This is a genomic window from Streptomyces griseocarneus, assembly GCF_014655595.1.
GTDB lineage: Bacteria > Actinomycetota > Actinomycetes > Streptomycetales > Streptomycetaceae > Streptomyces > Streptomyces griseocarneus.
Genome location: NZ_BNBL01000006.1, coordinates 357,794 through 378,952 on the forward strand (window position 1 = coordinate 357,794; position 21,159 = coordinate 378,952).

Annotated in this window: 20 protein-coding genes; 13 read left to right on the forward strand and 7 right to left on the reverse strand. The window is 72.4% G+C overall.

The features are described 5' to 3' along the window. Window positions 1-27: 27 nt before the first annotated feature. Window positions 28-1,038: a DUF2207 domain-containing protein gene (locus IE295_RS18145; RefSeq protein WP_190064701.1), complete on the forward strand. Its 1,011-nt coding sequence runs from the start codon at window positions 28-30 to the stop codon at window positions 1,036-1,038. Window positions 1,039-1,080: 42 nt separating this feature from the next. Continuing rightward, entirely contained in the window at window positions 1,081-1,395 is a 315-nt protein-coding gene (locus IE295_RS18150; protein WP_190064702.1) for a hypothetical protein, read from the forward strand. Here IE295_RS18150 and IE295_RS18155 read toward each other — a convergent pair. Next, entirely contained in the window at window positions 1,364-2,146 is a 783-nt protein-coding gene (locus IE295_RS18155) for an alpha/beta fold hydrolase (RefSeq protein WP_190064703.1), read from the reverse strand. The genes IE295_RS18150 and IE295_RS18155 overlap by 32 nt on opposite strands. Window positions 2,147-2,206: 60 nt before the next feature. Here IE295_RS18155 and IE295_RS18160 point away from each other — a divergent pair, with 60 nt between their 5' ends. From IE295_RS18160 to IE295_RS18170, 3 genes are read left to right on the forward strand one after another with little or no spacing between them, the layout of a single operon-like run. Further along, window positions 2,207-2,602 (forward strand): MerR family transcriptional regulator, encoded by a 396-nt coding sequence (locus tag IE295_RS18160; protein ID WP_190064704.1) that lies wholly within the window; start codon window positions 2,207-2,209, stop codon window positions 2,600-2,602. A gap of 58 nt (window positions 2,603-2,660) precedes the next feature. Further along, on the forward strand, window positions 2,661-3,053 hold the full coding sequence (locus tag IE295_RS18165) for a hypothetical protein (protein WP_190064705.1): 393 nt from the start codon (window positions 2,661-2,663) through the stop codon (window positions 3,051-3,053). Further along, complete coding sequence (locus IE295_RS18170) at window positions 3,053-5,305, forward strand: DUF4132 domain-containing protein (protein ID WP_224323103.1); 2,253 nt, start codon at window positions 3,053-3,055, stop codon at window positions 5,303-5,305. Before IE295_RS18165 ends, IE295_RS18170 begins: the two co-directional genes overlap by 1 nt. A 111-nt stretch (window positions 5,306-5,416) precedes the next feature. On the opposite strand, the gene IE295_RS18175 is transcribed toward IE295_RS18170, so the two are convergent. From IE295_RS18175 to sdhC, 4 genes are read right to left on the reverse strand one after another with little or no spacing between them, the layout of a single operon-like run. Then, window positions 5,417-6,175, reverse strand: coding sequence for a succinate dehydrogenase iron-sulfur subunit (locus IE295_RS18175; RefSeq protein ID WP_190064707.1), 759 nt, complete (start codon window positions 6,173-6,175; stop codon window positions 5,417-5,419). Further along, window positions 6,175-7,929 (reverse strand): succinate dehydrogenase flavoprotein subunit, encoded by a 1,755-nt coding sequence (sdhA, locus tag IE295_RS18180; RefSeq protein WP_190064708.1) that lies wholly within the window; start codon window positions 7,927-7,929, stop codon window positions 6,175-6,177. The genes IE295_RS18175 and sdhA overlap by 1 nt, the downstream gene beginning before the upstream one ends. A gap of 32 nt (window positions 7,930-7,961) precedes the next feature. Next, complete coding sequence (locus IE295_RS18185) at window positions 7,962-8,435, reverse strand: succinate dehydrogenase hydrophobic membrane anchor subunit (RefSeq protein WP_190064709.1); 474 nt, start codon at window positions 8,433-8,435, stop codon at window positions 7,962-7,964. Window positions 8,436-8,443: 8 nt separating this feature from the next. Then, window positions 8,444-8,824: a succinate dehydrogenase, cytochrome b556 subunit gene (gene sdhC / locus IE295_RS18190; RefSeq protein WP_190064710.1), complete on the reverse strand. Its 381-nt coding sequence runs from the start codon at window positions 8,822-8,824 to the stop codon at window positions 8,444-8,446. Window positions 8,825-9,186: 362 nt separating this feature from the next. Here sdhC and IE295_RS18195 point away from each other — a divergent pair, with 362 nt between their 5' ends. The 8 genes from IE295_RS18195 to IE295_RS18230 all read left to right on the forward strand — a co-directional run bounded on the left by IE295_RS18195 (window position 9,187) and on the right by IE295_RS18230 (window position 18,841). Continuing rightward, entirely contained in the window at window positions 9,187-10,761 is a 1,575-nt protein-coding gene (locus tag IE295_RS18195) for a beta-N-acetylhexosaminidase (RefSeq protein WP_224323104.1), read from the forward strand. Between the two features lie 120 nt (window positions 10,762-10,881). Next, the gene (locus IE295_RS18200) at window positions 10,882-12,966 is read left to right on the forward strand and encodes a glycosyltransferase (protein ID WP_190064712.1); all 2,085 of its coding nucleotides are present in this window, start codon (window positions 10,882-10,884) and stop codon (window positions 12,964-12,966) included. Between the two features lie 98 nt (window positions 12,967-13,064). Further along, the gene (locus tag IE295_RS18205; RefSeq protein WP_190064713.1) at window positions 13,065-13,592 is read left to right on the forward strand and encodes a hypothetical protein; all 528 of its coding nucleotides are present in this window, start codon (window positions 13,065-13,067) and stop codon (window positions 13,590-13,592) included. A 419-nt stretch (window positions 13,593-14,011) separates the two neighbouring features. After that, window positions 14,012-14,908: a DUF4328 domain-containing protein gene (locus IE295_RS18210; protein WP_224323105.1), complete on the forward strand. Its 897-nt coding sequence runs from the start codon at window positions 14,012-14,014 to the stop codon at window positions 14,906-14,908. Window positions 14,909-14,942: 34 nt separating this feature from the next. Then, on the forward strand, window positions 14,943-15,590 hold the full coding sequence (locus IE295_RS18215; RefSeq protein WP_190064715.1) for an RNA polymerase sigma factor: 648 nt from the start codon (window positions 14,943-14,945) through the stop codon (window positions 15,588-15,590). Beyond that, on the forward strand, window positions 15,590-16,774 hold the full coding sequence (locus tag IE295_RS18220) for a hypothetical protein (RefSeq protein WP_190064716.1): 1,185 nt from the start codon (window positions 15,590-15,592) through the stop codon (window positions 16,772-16,774). The genes IE295_RS18215 and IE295_RS18220 overlap by 1 nt, the downstream gene beginning before the upstream one ends. A gap of 181 nt (window positions 16,775-16,955) precedes the next feature. After that, window positions 16,956-18,545, forward strand: coding sequence for an acyl-CoA mutase large subunit family protein (locus IE295_RS18225; RefSeq protein ID WP_190064717.1), 1,590 nt, complete (start codon window positions 16,956-16,958; stop codon window positions 18,543-18,545). Between the two features lie 77 nt (window positions 18,546-18,622). Further along, window positions 18,623-18,841, forward strand: coding sequence for a hypothetical protein (locus IE295_RS18230; protein WP_190064718.1), 219 nt, complete (start codon window positions 18,623-18,625; stop codon window positions 18,839-18,841). Between the two features lie 67 nt (window positions 18,842-18,908). Here IE295_RS18230 and IE295_RS18235 read toward each other — a convergent pair whose 3' ends face one another. Both IE295_RS18235 and IE295_RS18240 read right to left on the reverse strand, forming a co-directional pair. Then, window positions 18,909-19,541: a flavodoxin family protein gene (locus tag IE295_RS18235; protein ID WP_190064719.1), complete on the reverse strand. Its 633-nt coding sequence runs from the start codon at window positions 19,539-19,541 to the stop codon at window positions 18,909-18,911. Between the two features lie 18 nt (window positions 19,542-19,559). Further along, complete coding sequence (locus IE295_RS18240; protein ID WP_190064720.1) at window positions 19,560-21,116, reverse strand: alpha/beta hydrolase; 1,557 nt, start codon at window positions 21,114-21,116, stop codon at window positions 19,560-19,562. Between the last annotated feature and the right edge of the window lie 43 nt (window positions 21,117-21,159).

Sequence of the window (21,159 nt, forward strand, 5' to 3'; positions counted from 1 at the left end):
AAGCGTGCGCACCGACGGGGGAACGGCATGAGTGGTTACGCACAGGACTTCACCTGGCTGTGGACGAGCCTCGGCCTCGGCTTGCTCGGCGTCTTGGGGTGGGTGGCGCTGTTGCACCACGCCGACCGCCGGCAGCGGGCGGCCCGCGGGCCGGGGCCGGCCGCGGGCTGGGGTGACTACGCTCTGGCCCGCGCGTCGCGCGAGGACCCGGACCGGCTGGCGCCCACGGTCGCCGTGGCGCTGCTGCACCGCGGCGCCCTGGTCTGCCGGGACGGGAAGCTGCACGCCGTACCCGGCGTCCCGGAGGCCGACCATCCGCTCGAGCGGGCGATGCTCGCTGCCGCGAGTCCTCCGGCGGACCTTCCCGCCGTCGTGCGGCGCGAGCCGTACGCCTCCGCCCTGGTGGAGTACGACCGCGAGCTGACCGCCCGCGGCCTGCTTCCGCTGCCCGTCCGCGCGTTCCCGGCATGGCCGTTCGGCCTGCTCACGGTGCCCGCGCTGATCGTGCTCGGCGTCCGGCTCGGACTGCTCACGGCGGACGGCCCGCCGTCGGGAGCGGAGTACATCTGGGACTGGGGCGTCTTCGCGGGGCTCCTGGTCCTGACGGTGGCCGGGGCGGCGGCCGTGCCCCGGAGCAGGGCCGCCCGGGCCCTCAGGCCCTACGCCCGGCTCCCCGAAGTCGCCGCGGAGGGCGCCCGCCTGCGCGGCGAGCTGACCAGGCACGAGAGGCGGGAGCACCAGCGCCGCTTTCACCAGCCCCGGCTCGGCATCGACTCACCCGGGCTGGTCCGCGCCATGGCCGCTCTGGGCCCCGTCGCGCTCGCCGACCGCGAGGTCGCACGCTGCCTGGGCTGCGAGTGGACCCCGCCCCACCGCGTCAACCAGTGGGTCCTCGTCAGCATCCCGCGAAAGAAGTCCGGCGGCACGGGCCGCGGCAGCGGCAGTAGCAGTGGCGGCGTCGGACTCGGTGGGGCCTGCGGCGGCGGTTCGGGCTGCGGCGGGGGGTGTGGGGGCGGCGGCTGCGGTGGCGGCGTCTGAGCGGCCCCGCCGCCGGCGCGTGCGCCATGGCAGTCTGAAGGGATGGACCAGTACCCCTGGCGCGCACCCGCCTCGCCCGCCTCACCCGGCGAGCCGCCGTACTACACGACCGACACGTGCGCCGGCTGCGGAGCCGTCGTCCACGGCATCCACGCCCGCTGGACCTGCGCGGCCTGCGGCGCCTGCAGCCCGTACCAGGAACCCCCCGAGGGCTGGGCCACCGAGATCACCCCGGAGGAACAGGCCACCAACACCGTGGGCTACGACCTGCCCGACGGTCACACGGGCGGTCACACGGGCGGGAACACCGCACGCCGGCGGCGGATCACAGGCCCTTCCGCTCCAGGAAGTCCGTGATCAGCTTCTGCCACTCCTCCGGCCGCTCGGCCATCGGGATGTGGCCCGAGGCGATCTCGGCGTACTCCGCGCCGGGGATGTTGTCCGCCAGGTAGCGCGAGTTCGCCGGGGAAACGAGGGTGTCCTGGGTGGTGGCGATGACCAGGGTGGGAACGGAGATGCCCGGGAGGTCGGCGGTGGTGTCGGCGAGGCCGACGGCGCCGGCCTGTTCGGCGGCGCCGGCCGGGACGTTCACGGCGATCTGGTCGAGGAAGGGGGCCACCTGGTCCTCGGGCACGGCGTTGTAGAAGTCCTCGCCGAAGCCCGACAGGGCGACGAAGCGGGCGAAGGCCTTCAGATCACCGTCGGCCAGCAGCTTCTGCCAGAGATCGAGCGAGGCCCGCAGCCGGTTGTCGGGGCGCGCCAGGCCCGCCGTCAGCACGAGGCCGCGCACGCGCTCCGGGTGGCGGGTGGCCGCCCGTACGGACACCAGGGTGCCCAGCGAGTAGCCGATCAGCGTGAAGGTCTCCAGGCCCGCCCGGTCCGCCTCCGCGACGATCGCGTCGGCCAGGACGTCGACGGTGAGCCCGCCCGGTACGCGCGGCGTGGCGCCGGAGCCGGGGTAGTCGGGGGCGACGACGGTGTGGGCGGCGGCCAGGGCCGGGATGATCGGGGCGTAGTTGCCCTCGATGCTGCCGCCCGCGCCGTGCGCGAGGAGGAGGCCGGGGCCGGAACCGGTGACGGACGTGGAGAGCGCGGGAATGTGTGTCATGTGCAGGAGGTTGCCGTATGACATCAGTGTGAAGGTCAAGTCGGCGGGGGGAAGTCGTCCATGCGCATCGGTGAGCTGTCACGTCGTACGGGAGTGAGCCCCCGGCTCCTGCGCTACTACGAGCAGCAGGACCTGCTCGGCTCGGAGCGCGACACCAACGGCTACCGCCGCTACCACCCCGACGCCCCCGAGCGCGTCGCCCGGATCCGCGAGCTGCTCGACGCCGGCATGACGACGGAGGTCATCCGCACCCTGTTGCCCTGCGCCCAGGGCGGCCCCGGGCTGCTCGCGTGCTCCCATTCGGTTCAGGTGCTGGACGATCAGCTCGCCCGCGTGGACGAGCAGATGGCCGAGCTCCGGCGCAAGAAGGAGGCGCTGCTCGGGGTGACCGACGCGATGGAGACCCGTCGACACGAGGACGAGGCGCTGGCGAGGGCGGCGCTGAAGTCGGCCTGACCTGTGCGAACGCCCGGTGGCCGGGCCGTTGTCAGTGGTCGCCCCTACTCTCGGTGACATGGCAAAGGTGAGGCTCGTCGACGAGACGACATCGGGGGAGCGACGCGACGCCTGGGCGCTCGAGTGGGCCGAGGAGCGGCTGACGCTGCGTGAGGTGATCCGCCGTCGGGTGTTCGAGGAAGTGGCCGTGCTGAACGAGGCCCGTGTTGAGGGTGGCCACGGGCTGGTGCGGCCGACCGAGACCGAGCGCCTGCTCAACGGCCCCGACCAGCGCGAGGCCCGGCGGATGCTCCCGCAGAAGTGCTACGAGCGCGCGCTCGCCGACTTCGGGCGCAACGGCTTCCTGGTGCTCGTCGGCGACCGGCAGATATGGGACCTGGACGAGGAGGTCGACCTCACGGCCGGCGCCGAGATCACGTTCCTCAAGCTCGTTCCCCTGGTGGGTGGCTGATGACGACTACGACAGAGAGCCAGGCGGCGGACCAGGCCGCGGACTGTGCCGCGGACCAGGCGGCGGACCAGGCCCGGATGGAAGAGCTCGGCGAGCTCTACGTCTGTTACAACACCCACAAGATGTGGCCCCTGCTGAGCGCCGCGCTCGCCGCTGGGCAGCCGCTGCCCGGCTCCTTCGTCGGCGTGCTCCGGCGCACGGCCCTGATCGCCTACTGGCAGGTCGAGAAGCAGTGGGGCAAGACCATCGCGGGCCTGACCGAGCCCGTCGTCAACCCCGGTGAGGCCTGGGCCGACCGCGCCCTGGCCGAGCTGCCCGCGCTCGACGACGCCTGGCGGCTGCTGCTGGCCCACGCCGCCACGGCCTGCACCGCACGGCCCACCGCCAAGTGGGACAAGACCGCCCGGGCCCTGCTCGACGAGCTCGACGCGCTCGGCGAGGGCTCCGACGCCGTACGCGGGCGCCTGCTGTCCTGGCTCGCGCTCGTCGGCCGCCCCCGGACCGCGCCGGTGCACATCCCTCCGTACGGACCGGACCCCAACACCGAGATCGACCCGTACAACGCCGACGCCCTGCGCGGCATCACACGGCTGCTGGCCCTCCTCCCGCCGCACCCCGACACCGTCCGCGGCCTGGGCGCGCTGGTGGAGTTCTCGCTGCGCAAGGTCCCCGGCGTCGGGCCGCGCAGCCCCAAGCTGGCCAACGCCGCCGTGATCGCCCTCTCCCGCGTCGACGGCGACGCCGCCCTCGCCGAGCTGGCCCGGCTCTCCGCCCGCGTCACCTACAAGGGCACCCTCAAGCAGCTCGACACCGCACTCACGGCCCGGGCCGAGGCGATGGGGCTCGGCCGCGACGAGATCGAGGAGCTGGCCGTCCCCTCGTACGGCCTGACGGAGGTCGGCCGCAGCGTCCACGCCCTCGGCGACTGCGCGGCGGAGCTCGCGGTCCTGGGCGGCAAGGCCGTCCTCGCCTGGCGCAACGCCACCGGAAAGGCCGTCAAGAGCCCGCCCGCCGCCGTGCGGCGCGACCATGCCGACGAGCTCAAGGAGCTCAAGGCGGCGGTCAAGGACATCGACAAGATGCTCGGCGCCCAGAGCGAGCGCCTGGACCGGCTCTTCCTCGCCCGCCGCCGGTGGAGGTACGCCGCCTGGCGCGAGCGCTACGCCGACCACCCGCTCGTGGGCACCCTCGCCCGCCGGATGCTGTGGATCGTCGACGGCCGGGCCTGCGGCTTCGCCGACGGCGCCTGGCGCACCCTCGCCGACGCCGAGGTGACGGCCGGACCTGACGCCCCGGTCGAGCTGTGGCACCCGGCCGTCCGGGAGCCGGCCGAGGTCCTCGCCTGGCGCGAGTGGCTCGAACGCCACGGCGTCACCCAGCCGTTCAAGCAGGCCCACCGCGAGGTGTACCTGCTCACTGACGCCGAGCGCGCCACCCGCGTCTACTCCAACCGCTTCGCGGCCCACGTGCTGCGCCAGCACCAGTTCCACTCCCTGACGGCGGTCCGGGGCTGGCGGAACAAGCTGCGCCTGTGCGTGGACGACTCCTACCCGCCCGCGCTGCGCGTGCTGTCCGAGTGGGGGCTGCGCGCGGAGTTCCGGGTGGACGGCGTCGAGGACCGGATGGGCGCGAACCTCACCGAATCCGGCAGCTATCTGTGGCTGGCCACCGACCAGGTCCGCTTCTACCCCGTCGACGCGCCGCAGCACACGGCCCACGCCGGCTCCGGCGACTACCGCCCGGGCTGGAACGAGCCGCCCGCCGAGCCGGTACCGCTGGCGGAGATACCGCCCCTGGTGCTGAGCGAGGTGCTGCGCGACGTCGACCTGTTCGTCGGCGTGGCGAGCGTGGGCAACGACCCCACCTGGCAGGACGGCGGCCCCGAGGGCCGCTTCCGGGACTACTGGACCTCGTACGGCTTCGGCGAGCTGTCGCAGAGCGCCGAGACCCGGGCCGCGCTGCTGGCCCGGCTCGTGCCGCGGCTGGCGATATCCGACCGCTGCACGGTCGAGGGCCGGTTCCTGCTGGTGCGGGGCGAGCTGCACACGTACAAGATCCACATGGGCTCGGGGAACATCCTCATCAGCCCGCACGACCGGTACCTGTGCATCGTCCCGAAGGCGGCCGGGGCCGTGGAGACGGGCTACCTGCCCTTCGAGGGAGACCGGACGCTCTCCACGATCCTCAGCAAGGCCATGATGCTCGCCCGGGACAACGAGATCACCGACCCGACGATCACCAGCCAGCTCTAGGGGCCCGGCCGGCGACCGGCGCCGGAAGGACCTCTCGAGGGCACAAAACGGCGGGCCCGCTCCGCACCGGGAGCGGTGCGGAGCGGGCCCGTGACCCGTAGCGGGAGGAGATCAGAAGCGGCGCGTGATCAGCGCTCGCTTCACCTCCTGGATCGCCTTGGTGACCTCGATGCCACGCGGGCACGCGTCGGTGCAGTTGAAGGTCGTCCGGCAGCGCCAGACGCCGTCCTTGTCGTTGAGGATCTCCAGGCGCTGCTCTCCGGCCTCGTCACGCGAGTCGAAGATGAAGCGGTGCGCGTTGACGATCGCCGCCGGGCCGAAGTACTGGCCGTCGTTCCAGAACACCGGGCACGAGGACGTGCACGCGGCGCACAGGATGCACTTGGTGGTGTCGTCGAAGCGCTCGCGGTCCTCGGCGGACTGCAGGCGCTCGCGCGTCGGCTCGTTGCCCTTGGTGATGAGGAAGGGCATGACGTCGCGGTACGCCTGGAAGAACGGCTCCATGTCGACCACGAGGTCCTTGAGCACCGTCAGGCCCTTGATGGGCTCGACCGTGATCGGCTTCTCGGGGTTGATGTCCTTGATCAGCGTCTTGCACGCGAGGCGGTTCTTGCCGTTGATCCGCATCGCGTCGGAGCCGCAGATGCCGTGCGCGCAGGAGCGACGGAACGTCAGCGAGCCGTCGAGGTCCCACTTGATCTTGTGGAGACCGTCGAGGACGCGCTCCTTGGGGTCGATCTCGACCTGGAAGTCCTGCCAGGTGGCCTCGGCCGAGACCTCCGGGTTGAACCGGCGGACGCGGAAGGTGACCGTGATGTACGGCGAGGCCTGGGCCGCGGAGCCGGTCTTCTCGAGAGTCGGGGTAGCCATCAGTACTTACGCTCCATCGGCTGGTAGCGGGTCTGGACGACCGGCTTGTAGTCGAGGCGGATCGAGTCCTCGCCGTCCGCGTCGACCTCGCGGTACGCCATGGTGTGGCGCATGAAGTTGACGTCGTCGCGGTTGGGGTAGTCCTCGCGGTAGTGACCACCGCGGGACTCCTTGCGCGCGAGCGCGGAGACGGCCATCACCTCGGCCAGGTCGAGCAGGTTGCCCAGCTCGATGGCCTCCAGCAGGTCCGTGTTGAAGCGCTTGCCCTTGTCCTGGACGGACACGTTCTTGTAGCGCTCGCGCAGCTCGGCGATCTTCTCGACGGCCGTCTTGATGGTCTGCTCGGTGCGGAAGACCATGACGTTGGCGTCCATGGTCTCCTGCAGCTCCTTGCGGAGCTCGGCGACCCGCTCGCTGCCGGTGGAGTTGCGCAGCTGCTCGACCTGCTCGACGACGAACTCGGCCGGGTTCTCCGGCAGCTCGACGAAGTCGGCCTTCTGGGCGTACTCGGCGGCGGCGATGCCGGCCCGCTTGCCGAAGACGTTGATGTCGAGCAGCGAGTTGGTGCCCAGGCGGTTGGCGCCGTGCACCGACACGCAGGCGACCTCGCCGGCGGCGTAGAGGCCGGGGACGACGGTGTCGTTGTCGGCCAGCACCTCGCCCTCGACGTTGGTCGGGATGCCGCCCATGGCGTAGTGCGCGGTGGGCTGGATCGGGATCGGGTCCGTGTAGGGCTCGATGCCCAGGTACGTCCGGGCGAACTCGGTGATGTCCGGGAGCTTGGCGTCCAGCTGCTCCGGCGGCAGGTGGGTGAGGTCGAGGAAGACGTGGTCGCCCTCGGGACCGCAGCCACGGCCCTCGCGGATCTCCGTGTAGATGGAGCGCGAGACGACGTCACGCGAGGCGAGGTCCTTCATGACCGGCGCGTACTTCTCCATGAAGCGCTCGCCGTCCTTGTTGCGGAGGATGCCGCCCTCACCACGGGCGCCCTCCGTCAGCAGGATGCCCATGCGCCAGATGCCGGTCGGGTGGAACTGGAAGAACTCCATGTCCTCCAGCGGCAGGCCGCGGCGGTAGCAGGCGGCCTGGCCGTCACCGGTGAGGGTGTGGGCGTTGGAGGTCACCTTGAAGAACTTGCCGGTGCCGCCGGAGGCGTAGATGACCGACTTGGCCTGGAAGACGTGGATCTCGCCGGTGGCCAGCTCGTAGGCGACCACACCGGCGGACTTCTTGACGCCGTCGACCTCGGTGATCAGCTGGTCCAGGACGTAGAACTCGTTGAAGAACTCCACGCCCTCCTTGACGCAGTTCTGGTACAGCGTCTGGAGGATCATGTGGCCGGTGCGGTCCGCGGCGTAGCAGGACCGGCGGACCGGGGCCTCGCCGTGGTTACGGCTGTGACCGCCGAAGCGGCGCTGGTCGATGGTGCCGTCCGGGGTGCGGTTGAACGGCAGGCCCATCTTCTCGAGGTCGAGGACCGCGTCGATGGCCTCCTTCGCCAGGATCTCGGCGGCGTCCTGGTCGACCAGGTAGTCGCCACCCTTGATCGTGTCGAAGGTGTGCCACTCCCAGTTGTCCTCCTCGACGTTCGCGAGGGCGGCGGCCATGCCGCCCTGGGCGGCGCCGGTGTGGGAGCGGGTGGGGTAGAGCTTGGTGAGCACCGCGGTGCGGCTGCGCTTGGTCGACTCGATGGCCGCGCGCATGCCGGCGCCGCCGGCGCCGACGATGACGGTGTCGTACTTGTGAATCTTCATGAGTGGGTTACCTCAGTCCCTCAGCCCGTGGCCTAGCGGATGTTCGGGTCGAAGGTGAAGATCACCAGCGTGCCCAGCAGGACGGTGAACACCGTGGCGGTGTACAGCAGCATCTTCAGCCAGAAACGGGTGTTGTCACGTTCGGCGTAGTCGTTGATGACCGTGCGCAGGCCGTTGGCCCCGTGCAGCATCGCCAGCCACAGCATGATCAGGTCCCAGGCCTGCCAGAACGGCGAGGCCCAGCGGCCGGCCACGAAGGCGAAGCCGATCTTGCTGACGCCGCCGTCGAGGACGAGCTGGATCAGCAGGTGACCGAGGACCAGGACGACCAGCACGATGCCGGACAGGCGCATGAAGAGCCAGCCGTACATCTCGAAGTTGGTGCGCGTGGCCTTCGGGGTCTTCTTGGTGCGCTTGCGCGGCGCCTCGATGACCGGAGCCGGGTTGTCGACGTCGTAGAGCGAGATGTCGTTGTCGCTCACGGCGGGGGTGGTTTCAGCGGACATCTTGCGACTCAGCTCCCGAACAGCGTGCGCAGCGTGTGCTGGAGCACGGGGTAGAAGGCGCCTGCCATCAGGACGGCCCAGACGACCACGACCGTCCAGAGCATCTGCTTCTGGTAGCGCGGTCCCTTGGACCAGAAGTCCACGGCGACGACCCGCAGGCCGTTGAGAGCGTGGAAGAGGATGGCGGCCACGAGGCCGTACTCCATCACGTTGACGATGGGCGTCTTGTACGTCGCGACCACGTCGTCGTACGCCTCGGGAGAGACGCGGACGAGAGCGGTGTCGAGGACGTGTACGAACAGGAAGAAGAAAATGAGGACGCCGGTGACTCGATGAGCCACCCAGGACCACATGCCTTCCCGGCCGCGGTACAGCGTTCCAGCCGGCACGGAAAACCCTCCGGGAGCGGGGATTGGGGCCTGCCGGCTTCACTGTCGGTCGGGCCCGGCCGGGTACGGTCCACCGGCCCTGGCCATCGTAGCGACGCCTTGTCGGTTCGGTCCCCCGGGGTGGGCAGGTGTGATCAAACAGGCACGTACGGCCTAGGACCTCCGGCTACCTGCGGGAACCTTGTCCGATACCTCCCGGCGTGTCCGACTGCCCATTGGGGTACATACGGAGAAAAGCCATATCTTCGCCATATAGGTCCCTTTTGGGAGCTGAAGAGGAGGTTTACTCCATGGGACGGACGGAACGGCCCGCAAGGACCTCCCGCACTTCCGCCATTCGGGCTGTCGTGGCGACATGCGCCATGGTGACCACTTTGTCCCTGATGGGCTGTCCGCGTGACGGCTCCGCGGACCACCCCCGCGACGACGACTCGCGCTCGGCCCGGGCCCCGGAGTCCTCCTCGGCCGCCTCCCCCGCCGCCCCCACCACCTCCGCGCCCGCCCCCGTACGGCCGGGCAAGCCCGCCACCGTCCCCTCGGTGCGCACCTACAACCAGCGCCCCGGCCCCGGCTGGCGGCCCGCCCCCGGCGCCCGCGTCGTCGCCGACCCCAACGGACCGCTGGCCGACGAGGCCCGCCGGCTCGCCGACGACCTCAGGCTGCCCACCGCCGCCGGGCCCGCCCGGGCCGGCGACGTGGAGCTGGGCCTGCGGGCCGGCCAGAGCGGCGGCCCCGAGTCCTACGAGCTGACCGTCCAGGGCCGCAAGACGACGATCACCGCACCCGACGAGGCGGGCCTGTTCTACGGCACCCGCACCGTCGCGCAGGCCGTCCGCACCGGCGGCGGCCTGCCCGAGGGTGTCGTGCGCGACGGGCCCGACCGGCCCCAGCGCGGCCTCAACCTCGACATCGCCCGCAAGCACTTCCCCGCCGCCTGGATCGAGGCCCGGCTGCGTGAAATGGCCGACCTCAAGCTCAACCAGCTGGGCCTGCACTTCTCCGACGACCAGGGCTTCCGCATCGAGTCCACCTCGCACCCCGAGGTCGTCTCGGCCCAGCACCTCACCAAGGCCGAGCTCCGCCGGATCGTCGCCCTCGCCACCTCCCTGCACATCACCGTCGTCCCCGAGATCGACTCGCCCGGCCACCTCGGCGCCGTCATGTCCGCCCACCCCGCGCTCCAGCTGCGCGACGCCGCCGGCACCGTGGCCCGGGGCGCGGTCGACGTCGCCAACCCCCAGGCCGCCCACGTCGTCGACGACCTGCTGCGCGAGTTCGCGCCGCTCTTCCCCGGCCCGTACTTCCACCTGGGCGCCGACGAGTACCGCGCGCTGATGGCGAAGAACCCGCAGGTCGCCTACCCGCGCCTGGCGGAGCTGGCCAAGCAGAAGTACGGCCCCCGGGCCCTGGTGCAGGACCTGGCGACGGGCTGGCTCAACGACCGGGCCGCCGTCGTGCGCGCCCTGGGCAAGACGCCCAAGGCCTGGAACGACGGCTTCTTCCGGGGTGGCGTCGTCGCACCCGACAAATCCATCGAAGTCGAGTACTGGACGGGCAAGGAACTCGGGGCGCGTCCCCCTCAGGAGTACCTGAACGAGGGACGCACGGTGGTCAACCTCAACGACGAGTACCTCTACTACGTGCTCGGCGAGCCCAATGAATTCCGCTACCCGACCGGCGAGCGCATCTACCGCCAGTGGTCGCCCGCCGTCCTGCGCGGCACCGTCCCCGTCCCGGCAGGGCCCGCCGGCGCCGACCGGATCCCCGGCGGCCGGCTCGCCGTGTGGTGCGACCGGGCCGAGGCCCAGACGCCCGAGCAGGTCGCCGCCGGCATCCGGCTGCCGCTGGCCGCCGTCGCCCAGAAGCTGTGGGACCCGGCCCCGCCGCAGCGGTCATGGGCCGATTTCTCCGCTTTGACCACTCGCGTGCGACGCTGAGCCGAAGGGCCTAACCTCCGGGGGTGAAGCTTGCGGCGCGCGTGGCGCGCCCGCGGCTGACCCCCGGCGGTGTGCGCGCCCGCGCGCCGCGCCTTGAACGCGCACTTGAACGAGGGCCCGATGAAGATCGAATTCCTGCTGCACAACGCGTATGGCATCGGCGGCACCATCCGCTCGACCGTCAACCTGGCCGCCGCCCTCGCCGACCGGCACGAAGTGAGCATCATCAGCGTCAACCGGCCCGTCGACGAGCCCGAGCTCACCATCGACCCCCGGGTGCGCCTGGTGCCGCTGGTCGACCTGCGCGAGGGCACCGAGGGCGACGAGTACGAGGCCCCCCTCAACCAGCGGCCCAGCGAGATCTTCCGCGACGAGCGCATCGACAACGGCCGCATGGCCGCCACCGCCCTCACCGACCAGCGCGTCGCCGCCCACCTCGCCGCCACCGACGCCGACGTCGTCATCGCCACCCGCCCCAAGCTCATCGGCTACCTCGCGAAGTACGGCGCCGACCGCCCCTACCTGCGCCTGGGCCAGGAGCACCTCACCCACGAGGCGCACGTCGCCGAGCTGCACGCCGTGATGGACCCGGCGATCGCCGCCCTCGACGCCTTCGCCACCGTCTCCGAGGCCGACGCCGGGCACTACCGCGAGGCCCTGCCGGACGCCCGCGCGCGCATCCTCTCCATCCCCAATGCCGTCCCCGCCCCGGCCGCCGCCCCCTCCGACGGCACCTCGAAGACCATCGTCTCCGCCGGCCGCCTCGTCGGCGTCAAGCGCTACGACCGCCTCGTCGCCGCCTTCGCCAAGGTCGCCGCCGACCGCCCCGACTGGAACCTGCGCATCTACGGCCGCGGACCCGCCAAGGCCAAGCTGCGCAAGCAGATCGAGGAACTGGGCCTGTACGAGCGCATCACGCTCATGGGTGCCCGCTCGCCCATCGAGACCGAATGGTCGAAGGGCGCCGTCGCCGCCGTCGCCTCCGACGCCGAGTCCTTCGGCATGACCATCGTCGAGGCCATGCACGCGGGCCTGCCGGTGATCGCCACCGACTGCCCCTACGGCCCGCGCGAGATCCTCACCGACGGCACCGACGGCGTGCTCGTCCCGCTCGACGACTCCGACGCCGTCGACGCCTACGCCGACGCCCTGCTCAAGCTGACCGGCGACGCCGCGCTGCGCGCCCGCCTGGGCGCGGCCGCCCGCACCGCCGCCCACCGCTACGAACCGTCCGCCATCGCCCAGCGCTACGAGCAGCTCTTCGAGGAGCTGCGTCCCGGCAGCACCGCGCCGGGCAGGGCGAAGAAGGGCGGGCTGCTGCGCGGCCTGTTCGGCGGCGGCCGCAAGGAGCGCGGGCCCGTCGCCGTGGCGCCGGCCGGCCAGGCCGACGCCGCCCACCCCGACGCGCGCTGCGCGGTCGAGGGCGACGGCTCCCTGCTCGTGCGCCTGCGCGCCGAGCAGCTGACCGCCGCCGACACCCACGTCCTGCTCCGGCACCGGGGCAGCAAGGGCAAGGAGGCGGTCCGGGCCGCGCTGCCCAAGCAGCGCCCCGAGCCGGGCCAGTGGGTCGAGGCCCGCGTCGAGCGCGACGCGCACACCCTGCCCGAGGGCCGCTGGGACACCTACGTCGAGCGCTCCGGCGACAAGTCCCGCCGCCGGCTGACGGCCGCGCTCGTCGAGCAGAAGGCGCTGCTGACCCTGCCCCCGCGGCAGACCGCCGAGGGCGCCTCGGCCTGGGTGCCCTACGAGACGAGCGACGGCTTCCTGGCCGTACGCACCTGGCTGCGGCCCCAGCACGTCGAGGCCGCCGAGGTGCGGGTCGGCGAGGACGGAACCATGATCACGCTCGAGGCGCTCGGCGACGCGCGGCTCGGCGAGGGCGCCGAACTCGTCGCCCGCCTGCGCGGGGCCGACGGCTCGGTCGGCGACGTCCGGGCGGCCGTCGAGAACGGCACCGCCTTCCTGCCGCACGAGCCGCTCTCCCGGCGCATCGGCGCGGAGCAGGACCTGTGGGACCTGTACGTGCGCCCCTCGGCCGGTGCCGCACTGGTGCGCCTCGGCCGGATCGCCGGCGACTTCGCCGACCGCAAGGGCATCGACACCTTCCCGGCCGCGACGGTCGGTCAGGTGCGGCTGCGCCCGTACTTCACGGTCACCAACGACCTGACGATCACGGTGAAGGACGTGGACGGCGACGACGCCTGAGCCCGCCCGTGGCTGGTGTGACGCAGGAGGAGCCCACCGCGCTGTAAGACCCAGAGCCGTTTGTTTCGCGGACGCGAACAGACCGAAGGGGAACGCTCATGGGTTTCTGGGGCTACTTATTAGTCGGCCGCGGCGGCGACCGGGCACTCGCCGAGTGCCCGGTCCTCGCCGCGGACCGTGAACGCCCGATACCGGCCGGGACCTTCGCCGGCGGATGGCAGCTGTGGCGGCACCCCGGCCCGCCCGAACCGGCCGGCGTGGACGCGCTCGTGCGGGCGCTCGCCGAGAAGACCGGCGCCCCGGCGCTGGCCGCCTACGTCATGGAGAGCGACTGCGCGGTCGTCGGCGGCGCCCACCCCGGCGGCACGAGCTGGTCGGCCTGCCTGGGCCGGACCCCGCTCGCCCGCTACATGGCCGACACAGGACTCGGCCTCGACGAACTCTTCCCCACTCCCGAGGCGGCCGCGGCGCTCTGCGCCGACTGGGCGGCGGAGGCCGGGCACGCGGCGGACGCGGCGGAACTGGCGGGCGTGCTGGCCGCCGACCCCGAGCCCCTGGTCGAGAACCTCTTCCACGAACTCCTGGCGCGGCTCGGCATGGTGGAGCAGCTCGCGGCGGGGCGCTGAGGAACGCCGTACGGGCGTGGAGGCGTACGTAAAGGTGACAGACCTTTAGGCGTACGTACGGACGGAGGACGGCCGGGGCCGCCACCCCCCACAGGAGAGGCCCCGGCCGCCCGTCCGTTGCGAACCCTGGTGAGGTACGCACTTCCTACAGCGCCGGGAATCGAAAATTCGTCACACCTTGCGTACTGGCGGGTAAGCGCAAACGTGGACGGGAGCGCTCAGGGGCGCACGCCGGGGCGCGTAGTATCACCCGCTCGTAGTCGTTTTCCCTGTGGCCGGGAGCCGGGCCACCACTCTGGGGGTCAGTAGAGATGTATCCGTGCGGTCATTGCCGCGCCACCGCCGTGGGCCCGGACGGACGCTGCGCCGCGTGCGGGGCGTACCAGCAGCCGGCGTACCCGGCGGCCCCGATGGCCCCGATGGCGATGCCCGCCGGCGGTGTGGACCTGCGGCGCGGCGTGCGGATCGCACTGATCGTGCTGCTGGTCGTGACGACCCTGGTGGCGTTGCTGGCCGTCGCGGCGATCGGGCAGCAGCGCAGCGCGATCCAGATGATGCTCGACGAGGGCATCTCGCAGGCCTCGATCGACAAGGCCGACGACGCCGACGCCTTCGACCTGGCGATGACCGTCTCGGCCTTCTTCGTCGGCGTGGCCACGGCCGTGCTGTGGGTCATCTGGTTCCGGCGGATGCGGCTCAACGCCGAGGTCTTCGCGCCGGGCTCGCACCGCTTCGGTAGCGGCTGGGCTGTGGGCTCCTGGTTCACTCCGGTCGTCAGCCTCTGGTTCCCCAAGCAGATGGCGAACGACATCTACCGCGCCAGCGCCCCGGCGGGTCCGCAGAGCGCACCCAAGGGCCTGCTCAACGCCTGGTGGACGCTGTGGATCGCCTCCGCCGCGACCAGCTTCATCGGCCTGGCGATGGAGGCGTCGACCAAGTCGGAGGCCAAGGAGAAGTACAGCTCCGGAACCCTGGACCGCGCCGGCTGGGAGGACGCGGCCTCGCGACTGCAGAGCTCCCTCGCGGTCAGCGGACTGTCGATGCTGCTGTCGGCCGCGGCCGCCGTCCTCGCCATCCTGGTCGTCCGGCAGCTGACGCAGATGCAGGAACAGCGCGCCCTGGCCGGCCCCGCGGCCATGCCCCCCATGGGCGGCATGCCGTACGGGGGCGTCCCCCCGGTCCAGCCGCCGTACGGCGCCCCGTACGGTCCGCCGGCCACTGCCCCCTACGGTCAGCCGCCCCAGGCTCCGTACGGTCCTCCGCCCAGCGCCCCGCCGCCGCAGAATCCTTTCGGCAGCGGTCCGGCGGGCTACTGAACCACGGGCACGGTACGTGGTGCAGGATGAGAGCGTGCAGGGGGACGACGCTGAGCTGACCGTCGCGGTGCGCGCGGCACAGGGTGGGGACGAGACGGCATTCCGTACGGTCTACCGGACCGTGCATCCCCGCCTCCTCGGATACGTGCGCACGCTGGTCGGCGAGGCAGACGCGGAGGACGTGGCATCGGAGGCGTGGCTGCAGATAGCCCGCGACCTCGAGCGGTTCACCGGCGACGCCGACCGGTTCCGCGGCTGGGCGGCCCGCATCGCCCGCAACCGCGCGCTCGACCACATACGGATGCGCGGCAGGCGGCCCCTCATCGGCGGCGACGAGAGCGAACTCGCGGGCCGGGCCGCCGACGCGGACACCGCCGGGGAGGCCCTCGAGGCCCTCGGCACCGGGCGGACCTTCGCCCTCATAGCCCAGCTCCCGCAGGACCAGGCCGAGGCCGTCGTCCTGCGCGTGGTCGTCGGTCTCGACGCCAAGAGCGCCGCCGGTGTGCTGGGCAAACGCCCCGGCGCGGTGCGCACCGCCGCCCACCGCGGCCTGCGCCGACTGGCCGAACTGGTCAGCGGCGACACCACCCCCGGACAGCGGCAGTCACCGGCCGGCGCGAGCGGACCGAACGCTTCTGCCGGTGTGACGCAATTGCGCGCGCGGACGCAGAAGGACATGTGATGGCGGACGACCACCGGTACGACTGGCTGGATGACGACGCCGTGGAGCGGCTGCTGCGCGGCGATTTCGTCGCCGGTCGCGACGAGAAGAACACGACCAAGGCGACGAACCCGACGGGTACGGCGGGCGCGACGGGCATGTCGAGCGCGCTGGGCACGGCGGGCGCGACGGGCATTGCCGGGACGAACGCCGGCGGGAGCATGGCCGGCGAAACGGGCGACCCCATCGCCGATGCCGACGCCGAAGCCGCCGTAGCCGACGCCAACGCCGCGGATGCCGAAGCCGACGCCACGGTCGTGGCCGAGCGGCTCGACGCGGTGCTGCGTTCCCTCGCCGCTCCCGCCGCTGCGCCCGGCGGCGCCCCGCTTCCCGGAGAAGAGGCGGCCGTCGCGGCGTTCCGTGCGGCCCGGGCATCCGCCGCGGTGGCCCCTGCCGCGGCGGCCCGCCGCGCCAGACCGTTCTCCGCCGTCCGCTCCTTCCTCGACCGTCCCCTGAAGACCGTCCTCGCCCTGACGCTGGCCGGCTGCGCGGTGGGCGGCGTCGCGGTCGCCGCCGGTACGGGCGTCCTGCCCAGCCCCTTCGGCCGCGCCGCCAAGTCGCCGGACCCCGCCCGGAGCGTGGCCGCCGCCGAGGGTTCCGGCACCGCGACCGCCGGCCCCGGCACCACCGCCCCGGGCACCACCCCCTCGCCCGGCCGGACCGGGGGCAAGCACCCGGGCGGCAGCCCGGAGCCGCACGCCTCCGGCAAGCCCGGCAAGGGCGCCCCCTCCGAGCCCGCCGGCAAGGAGACCGGGCCGGGCCACGCCCCCTCGGCCACCCCGCCCGGCGGCAAGGGCGACGGGACCAAGGGCGACGGGCAGAGCGGCCGGACCGGACAGACCTGGGCCGCCCGCCTGTGCCGCGAGTTCCTGACGAACGGAAAGCGCAGCGGCAGTGGATCGGGCCTCGACGAGGAGGGCGTGCGCACCCTCGAGCGCAGCGCCGGCGGCGCCGCGGCGATCCGTACGTACTGCGAGCGGCTGCTGAGCGTCATCGACGGCGACGAGGCGGGCGACGACACCTCGGACGGCGACGGCGACCCGGTGCTGCCGCGTCCCCCGCACTCCCGCAGCCGCCCCCACACCAGCCTCCCGGAGCCCCTGCCGGTACCCGGTGTGACGTTTTCCGGGGGCGCGGCGCTGTAGGTAGTGAGCCGACTGGTCATCGGCTGCGCAGGAGCCGGAGTTCCCCCCATACCGTCGGCTCCGCGCATCGGCGCGGGCGGAGCTCTTCCCCCGGCTCTGCCCGCGCCCCCCACTCCTCGCCCCCGCGCACCGCTACAGTCCCAAGCGGAGTTTCCGCAACGGAGCGCGCGGGAGGCATCCCATGACCAAGCGCCGGCCGACCGAGTCCGGACCGCCCATCGAGCCCGCCTACGGCCCCGACGCCCTGGCCGGGTGGGACCCCGCCGAGCGGCTCGGCGAACCGGGCGCCTACCCGTACACCCGTGGCGTCTACCCCACGATGTACACCGGCCGCCCCTGGACCATGCGCCAGTACGCCGGCTTCGGCACGGCCGCCGAGTCCAACGCCCGCTACCGCCGGCTCATCGAGCACGGCAGCCACGGCCTGTCCGTGGCCTTCGACCTGCCCACCCAGATGGGCCACGACTCCGACGCACCCATCGCGAGCGGCGAGGTCGGCAAGGTCGGCGTCGCGATCGACTCGCTCGACGACATGCGGGTGCTCTTCGGCGGCATCCCGCTCGGCGAGGTCTCCACCTCCATGACCATCAACGCCCCGGCGGCACTGCTGCTGTTGCTGTACCAGCTGGTGGCCGAGGAACAGGGAGTGGCCGGCGACCGGCTGACGGGCACCGTCCAGAACGACGTGCTGAAGGAGTACATCGCACGCGGGACGTACATCTTCCCGCCCAAGCCCTCGCTGCGGCTGACCGCCGACATCTTCCAGTACTGCCGGGCCGAGATCCCCCGCTGGAACACCATCTCCGTCTCCGGCTACCACATGGCCGAGGCCGGCGCCTCGCCCGCGCAGGAGATCGCCTTCACGCTGGCGGACGGCATCGAGTACGTGCGCACGGCCGTGGCGGCGGGCATGGAGGTGGACGACTTCGCGCCGAGGATCTCCTTCTTCTTCGTCGCGCGGACGACGCTGCTGGAGGAGGTCGCCAAGTTCCGGGCGGCGCGGCGGATCTGGGCCCGGGTGATGCGCGAGGAGTTCGGGGCACGGGACCCGAAGTCGATGATGCTGCGCTTCCACACCCAGACGGCGGGCGTACAGCTCACCGCGCAGCAGCCGGAGGTCAACCTCGTGCGCGTCGCCGTGCAGGGCCTGGCGGCGGTGCTGGGCGGTACGCAGTCGCTGCACACGAACTCCTTCGACGAAGCCATCGCCCTGCCGACGGACAAGGCGGCCCGGCTGGCCCTGCGCACCCAGCAGGTGCTGGCCTACGAGACGGACGTGCCGGCCACGGTCGACCCCTTCGCCGGTTCCTACGCCGTCGAGTCGCTGACGGACCTCGTCGAGGAGGCCGCCGTCGACCTGATGCGCCGCGTCGAGGACCTGGGCGGCGCGGTGGCAGCCATCGAACACGGCTTCCAGAAGGCCGAGATCGAGCGCAACGCCTACCGGATCGCACAGGAGACGGACAGCGGCGAACGCGTCGTCGTGGGCGTCAACCGCTTCCAGCTGGCGGAGGAGGAGCCGTACGAACCGTTGCGCGTGGACCCGGAGATCGAGAACCGGCAGCGGGAACGGCTGGCCCGGCTGCGGTCCGAGCGGGACGGCCGGGCCGTGGAGGCGGCGCTCACCGCGCTGAGGAAGGCCGCCGAGGGCACGTCGGCCAACGTCCTCTACCCGATGAAGGACGCGCTCCGGGCGCGCGCCACCGTGGGGGAGGTCTGCGGCGCGCTGCGAGAGGTGTGGGGGTCGTACGTACCGGCGGAGGCGTTCTGAGGCCCGCCGGGTTGGTGCGCGTGCCCGATCGGAGGGCGCGGCCCCGGGGGACCGGATGCTGGGGGACACTGGGAGGTATGTCCTCACCCCGCCGCGCCTGCCCCGTATGCACCCGAGAGATCGCCGTCGTCGGCGGCCGCTACGCCCGCCACGACCCGCCGGGCCGCCGCCCCGCGTTCTCCTACGAGCTGGTCTCCTGCCCCGGCTCGCGCCGCTCGGCGCCGCTGCTGGCGACGGAACCCCGGCTCTTCGACCCGGAGGAACCACCGATGGACGGGCAGCAGCAGCTGTTCTGACCCCCGTCGGCGGTGCCGGGGCCGATTGGACGGGCCGGCGCCGGCACGCCGAGGGTTTCGCGGGGCATCACATGGCGGAGGCGAAGAGACCCTTGGCGGCGGCGAGCGCGTCCGTGTCCGTGCGTATCTCACCGGGACGGTTGCCGTGCCCGACCACGTCGCCGCCCCACTCCATGCCCATGTACTCCGCCGAGAGGCGCAGCGTGCCCAGCAGCGGGTCGGCCTTGGCGGTGTCGTCATGGCTGGTCGTGGTGAGCGCCCACATGGTCTTGCCGCGCATCCGGTCCCTGAACCGCACCTCCTCGCCCAGCTGCAGCCAGCCGGCCCAGTAGTCGAGGTAGAGCTTGGTGTCGGCCGACACGCTGTACCAGTAGAGCGGGGAGGCGATCACGAGGTCGGTGGCCTCGAGGGTCGCGTCCAGCAGGATCCGCTCGTTGCCGGCGGGGAGGGAACGGGCGGGGGCGGCCGTGTGGCCCTCCTCGCCGTGCCGCCGGTCGTCGAACGCGGGCAGCGGAACGTCGTGCAGCCGCAGCCACCGCTGCTCCACGGTGGCGGGGAGCTGGGCGGCGGCCTCACGGGCGAGCGTCTCGGTGTTGCCGCCGGTGCGGGCACTGCCGAGCAGGAAGAGGAACTTCCGCTTTACGGCAGGGGATTCGTGGTCGTGGACATGGTCGTGGTCGTGGTGGCTTGTGTCATTCATGACCGCCTACAACCGTGATCACTTGGTCTCCATTCCGGCGGCGGTGCACAGGGCGTCCGAGGCGGGGCGGTGGCCGGTGGTGAGGAAGGTGGTGACGGCACGGTCGGCGCAGGCGTTGGCGCGCTTGTCGCCGCTGTCGACGAGATCGCCGCTGCCGAGGTAGACGCCGTGCCCTCCGGCATTGACGCTGACCATGCGGGCGCGGTCCCCGAAGGCCTCGCGCATCTTCAGCGCCCCACGGTGCGGGGTGGCGGGATCGCGCAGGTACTGCACCATGAGGACGTTCTTGGGCCCGTCGGACGTGATGCGGGCCGGCTTGTCGGCCGGGTCGTACGGCCAGAACGCGCACGGCATGACGCCCACCGGCATGCCGGCGGTGAGCGGATGCCTGGCCCGGTCGGCCTTCACGTCACGGGCGTAGTCCGGTATCGAGCCCGTCCAGCGCACGTCGTTGCATATGACGCCGATGCTCACGGCGGCCTCGGACGAGGTGGCGCGCGCGGGCTCGAAGGGCACGGGCTTGTCGCCGGCGTCACGGGCCGAGACGATCAGCGCGGCGAGCCGGTCGAAGCTGGTGTCGCTGTAGAGCGCCTGCTGCATCGTCGCGCGCAGCTGGTTGCCGGTGAGCTGGGGCTTGCCGTCAGCCGAGCGGTCGGGAACGCGGTCGAGCTTCGCCGCGAGGGAGAGGAACAGCGGCCGTACGTCCTCGGGCCGCTCGGCGACCCGGTGCTTCTTGTCCCGGCGGGGATCGGCCGCCCACTTGGCGAAGTCCGGGAAACGGTCGTCCGCCGCCCCCGACATGTTCGCCAGCCATCCGCGCTCGGCCCGGGACGGGTCCGGGTCGCCGCTGCTGTCGAGCACCCAGCGGTCGGTGCGCTCGGGGTACTTCTGCGCGTACACCGCCCCCACGTACGTCCCGTACGACGTCCCCCACGCCGACAGCTTCTCCTCACCCAGCGCCTGGCGGAAACGGTCGATGTCCCGTACCTCGTTGGCGGTGGAGAAGGAGCGGATGAGCTCCCCGCCGTTGCGCGTACACGACTCGGCCATGCGCCGGGCACGCTTGACGCTGTCGCTGATGTCCCCATCCGGCCCCGGCCAAGGCCGCAGGTGGGCGACGTCGAGATCGTCCTCGCCGAGCTTGCAGTCGGCCCGCGTGCTGTCACCGACGCCGCGCGGGTCGAGGGAGACGATGTCGTACGCCCCGCGCGTCTCCTTCCGGAGCCCTTCGCCCACGATCGCGAGCTTGCCATTCCCCGAGCCGCCGGGCCCGCCGGGAATGACCAGGAGCGTGCCGCGTCGAGCGGTGGGACGGTCACTGCGCAGCCGGGAGACGGCGATGCTGATGTGGGGGCCGGTGGGCTTGCGGTAGTCGAGGGGGACGGGAAGGGTGGCGCACTCCATGCCCGCGCCGGTCGAGCCCGCCGAGTCGGCCGCGCAGGGCTTCCAGGCGAGGGTGGGGGAGGCATGCTGCCCGGCCGTCGCCTGAGCCGGAGCGGCGAGGGTGGCGGCCACGGCGGCGGAGGAAAGGGTGAGCAGGAGTGCTTTGCGCTGCGCGCGCTTCGTAAGTGCCATGCGTTCCATGGTGGTTGAGCACGGCGACCATGACTATCCGGTG

Excerpts from the sequence above, each read along its gene's own strand:
- IE295_RS18145 (WP_190064701.1), top strand. The coding sequence starts at position 28 with ATGAGTGGTTACGCACAGGACTTCACCTGGCTGTGGACGAGCCTCGGC.
- IE295_RS18150 (WP_190064702.1), top strand. The coding sequence starts at position 1,081 with ATGGACCAGTACCCCTGGCGCGCACCCGCCTCGCCCGCCTCACCCGGC.
- IE295_RS18155 (WP_190064703.1), bottom strand. The coding sequence starts at position 2,146 with ATGACACACATTCCCGCGCTCTCCACGTCCGTCACCGGTTCCGGCCCC.
- IE295_RS18160 (WP_190064704.1), top strand. The coding sequence starts at position 2,207 with ATGCGCATCGGTGAGCTGTCACGTCGTACGGGAGTGAGCCCCCGGCTC.
- IE295_RS18165 (WP_190064705.1), top strand. The coding sequence starts at position 2,661 with ATGGCAAAGGTGAGGCTCGTCGACGAGACGACATCGGGGGAGCGACGC.
- IE295_RS18170 (WP_224323103.1), top strand. The coding sequence starts at position 3,053 with ATGACGACTACGACAGAGAGCCAGGCGGCGGACCAGGCCGCGGACTGT.
- IE295_RS18175 (WP_190064707.1), bottom strand. The coding sequence starts at position 6,175 with ATGGCTACCCCGACTCTCGAGAAGACCGGCTCCGCGGCCCAGGCCTCG.
- sdhA (WP_190064708.1), bottom strand. The coding sequence starts at position 7,929 with ATGAAGATTCACAAGTACGACACCGTCATCGTCGGCGCCGGCGGCGCC.
- IE295_RS18185 (WP_190064709.1), bottom strand. The coding sequence starts at position 8,435 with ATGTCCGCTGAAACCACCCCCGCCGTGAGCGACAACGACATCTCGCTC.
- IE295_RS18195 (WP_224323104.1), top strand. The coding sequence starts at position 9,187 with ATGGTGACCACTTTGTCCCTGATGGGCTGTCCGCGTGACGGCTCCGCG.
- IE295_RS18200 (WP_190064712.1), top strand. The coding sequence starts at position 10,882 with ATGAAGATCGAATTCCTGCTGCACAACGCGTATGGCATCGGCGGCACC.
- IE295_RS18205 (WP_190064713.1), top strand. The coding sequence starts at position 13,065 with ATGGGTTTCTGGGGCTACTTATTAGTCGGCCGCGGCGGCGACCGGGCA.
- IE295_RS18210 (WP_224323105.1), top strand. The coding sequence starts at position 14,012 with ATGGCGATGCCCGCCGGCGGTGTGGACCTGCGGCGCGGCGTGCGGATC.
- IE295_RS18220 (WP_190064716.1), top strand. The coding sequence starts at position 15,590 with ATGGCGGACGACCACCGGTACGACTGGCTGGATGACGACGCCGTGGAG.
- IE295_RS18225 (WP_190064717.1), top strand. The coding sequence starts at position 16,956 with ATGACCAAGCGCCGGCCGACCGAGTCCGGACCGCCCATCGAGCCCGCC.
- IE295_RS18230 (WP_190064718.1), top strand. The coding sequence starts at position 18,623 with ATGTCCTCACCCCGCCGCGCCTGCCCCGTATGCACCCGAGAGATCGCC.
- IE295_RS18235 (WP_190064719.1), bottom strand. The coding sequence starts at position 19,541 with ATGAATGACACAAGCCACCACGACCACGACCATGTCCACGACCACGAA.
- IE295_RS18240 (WP_190064720.1), bottom strand. The coding sequence starts at position 21,116 with ATGGCACTTACGAAGCGCGCGCAGCGCAAAGCACTCCTGCTCACCCTT.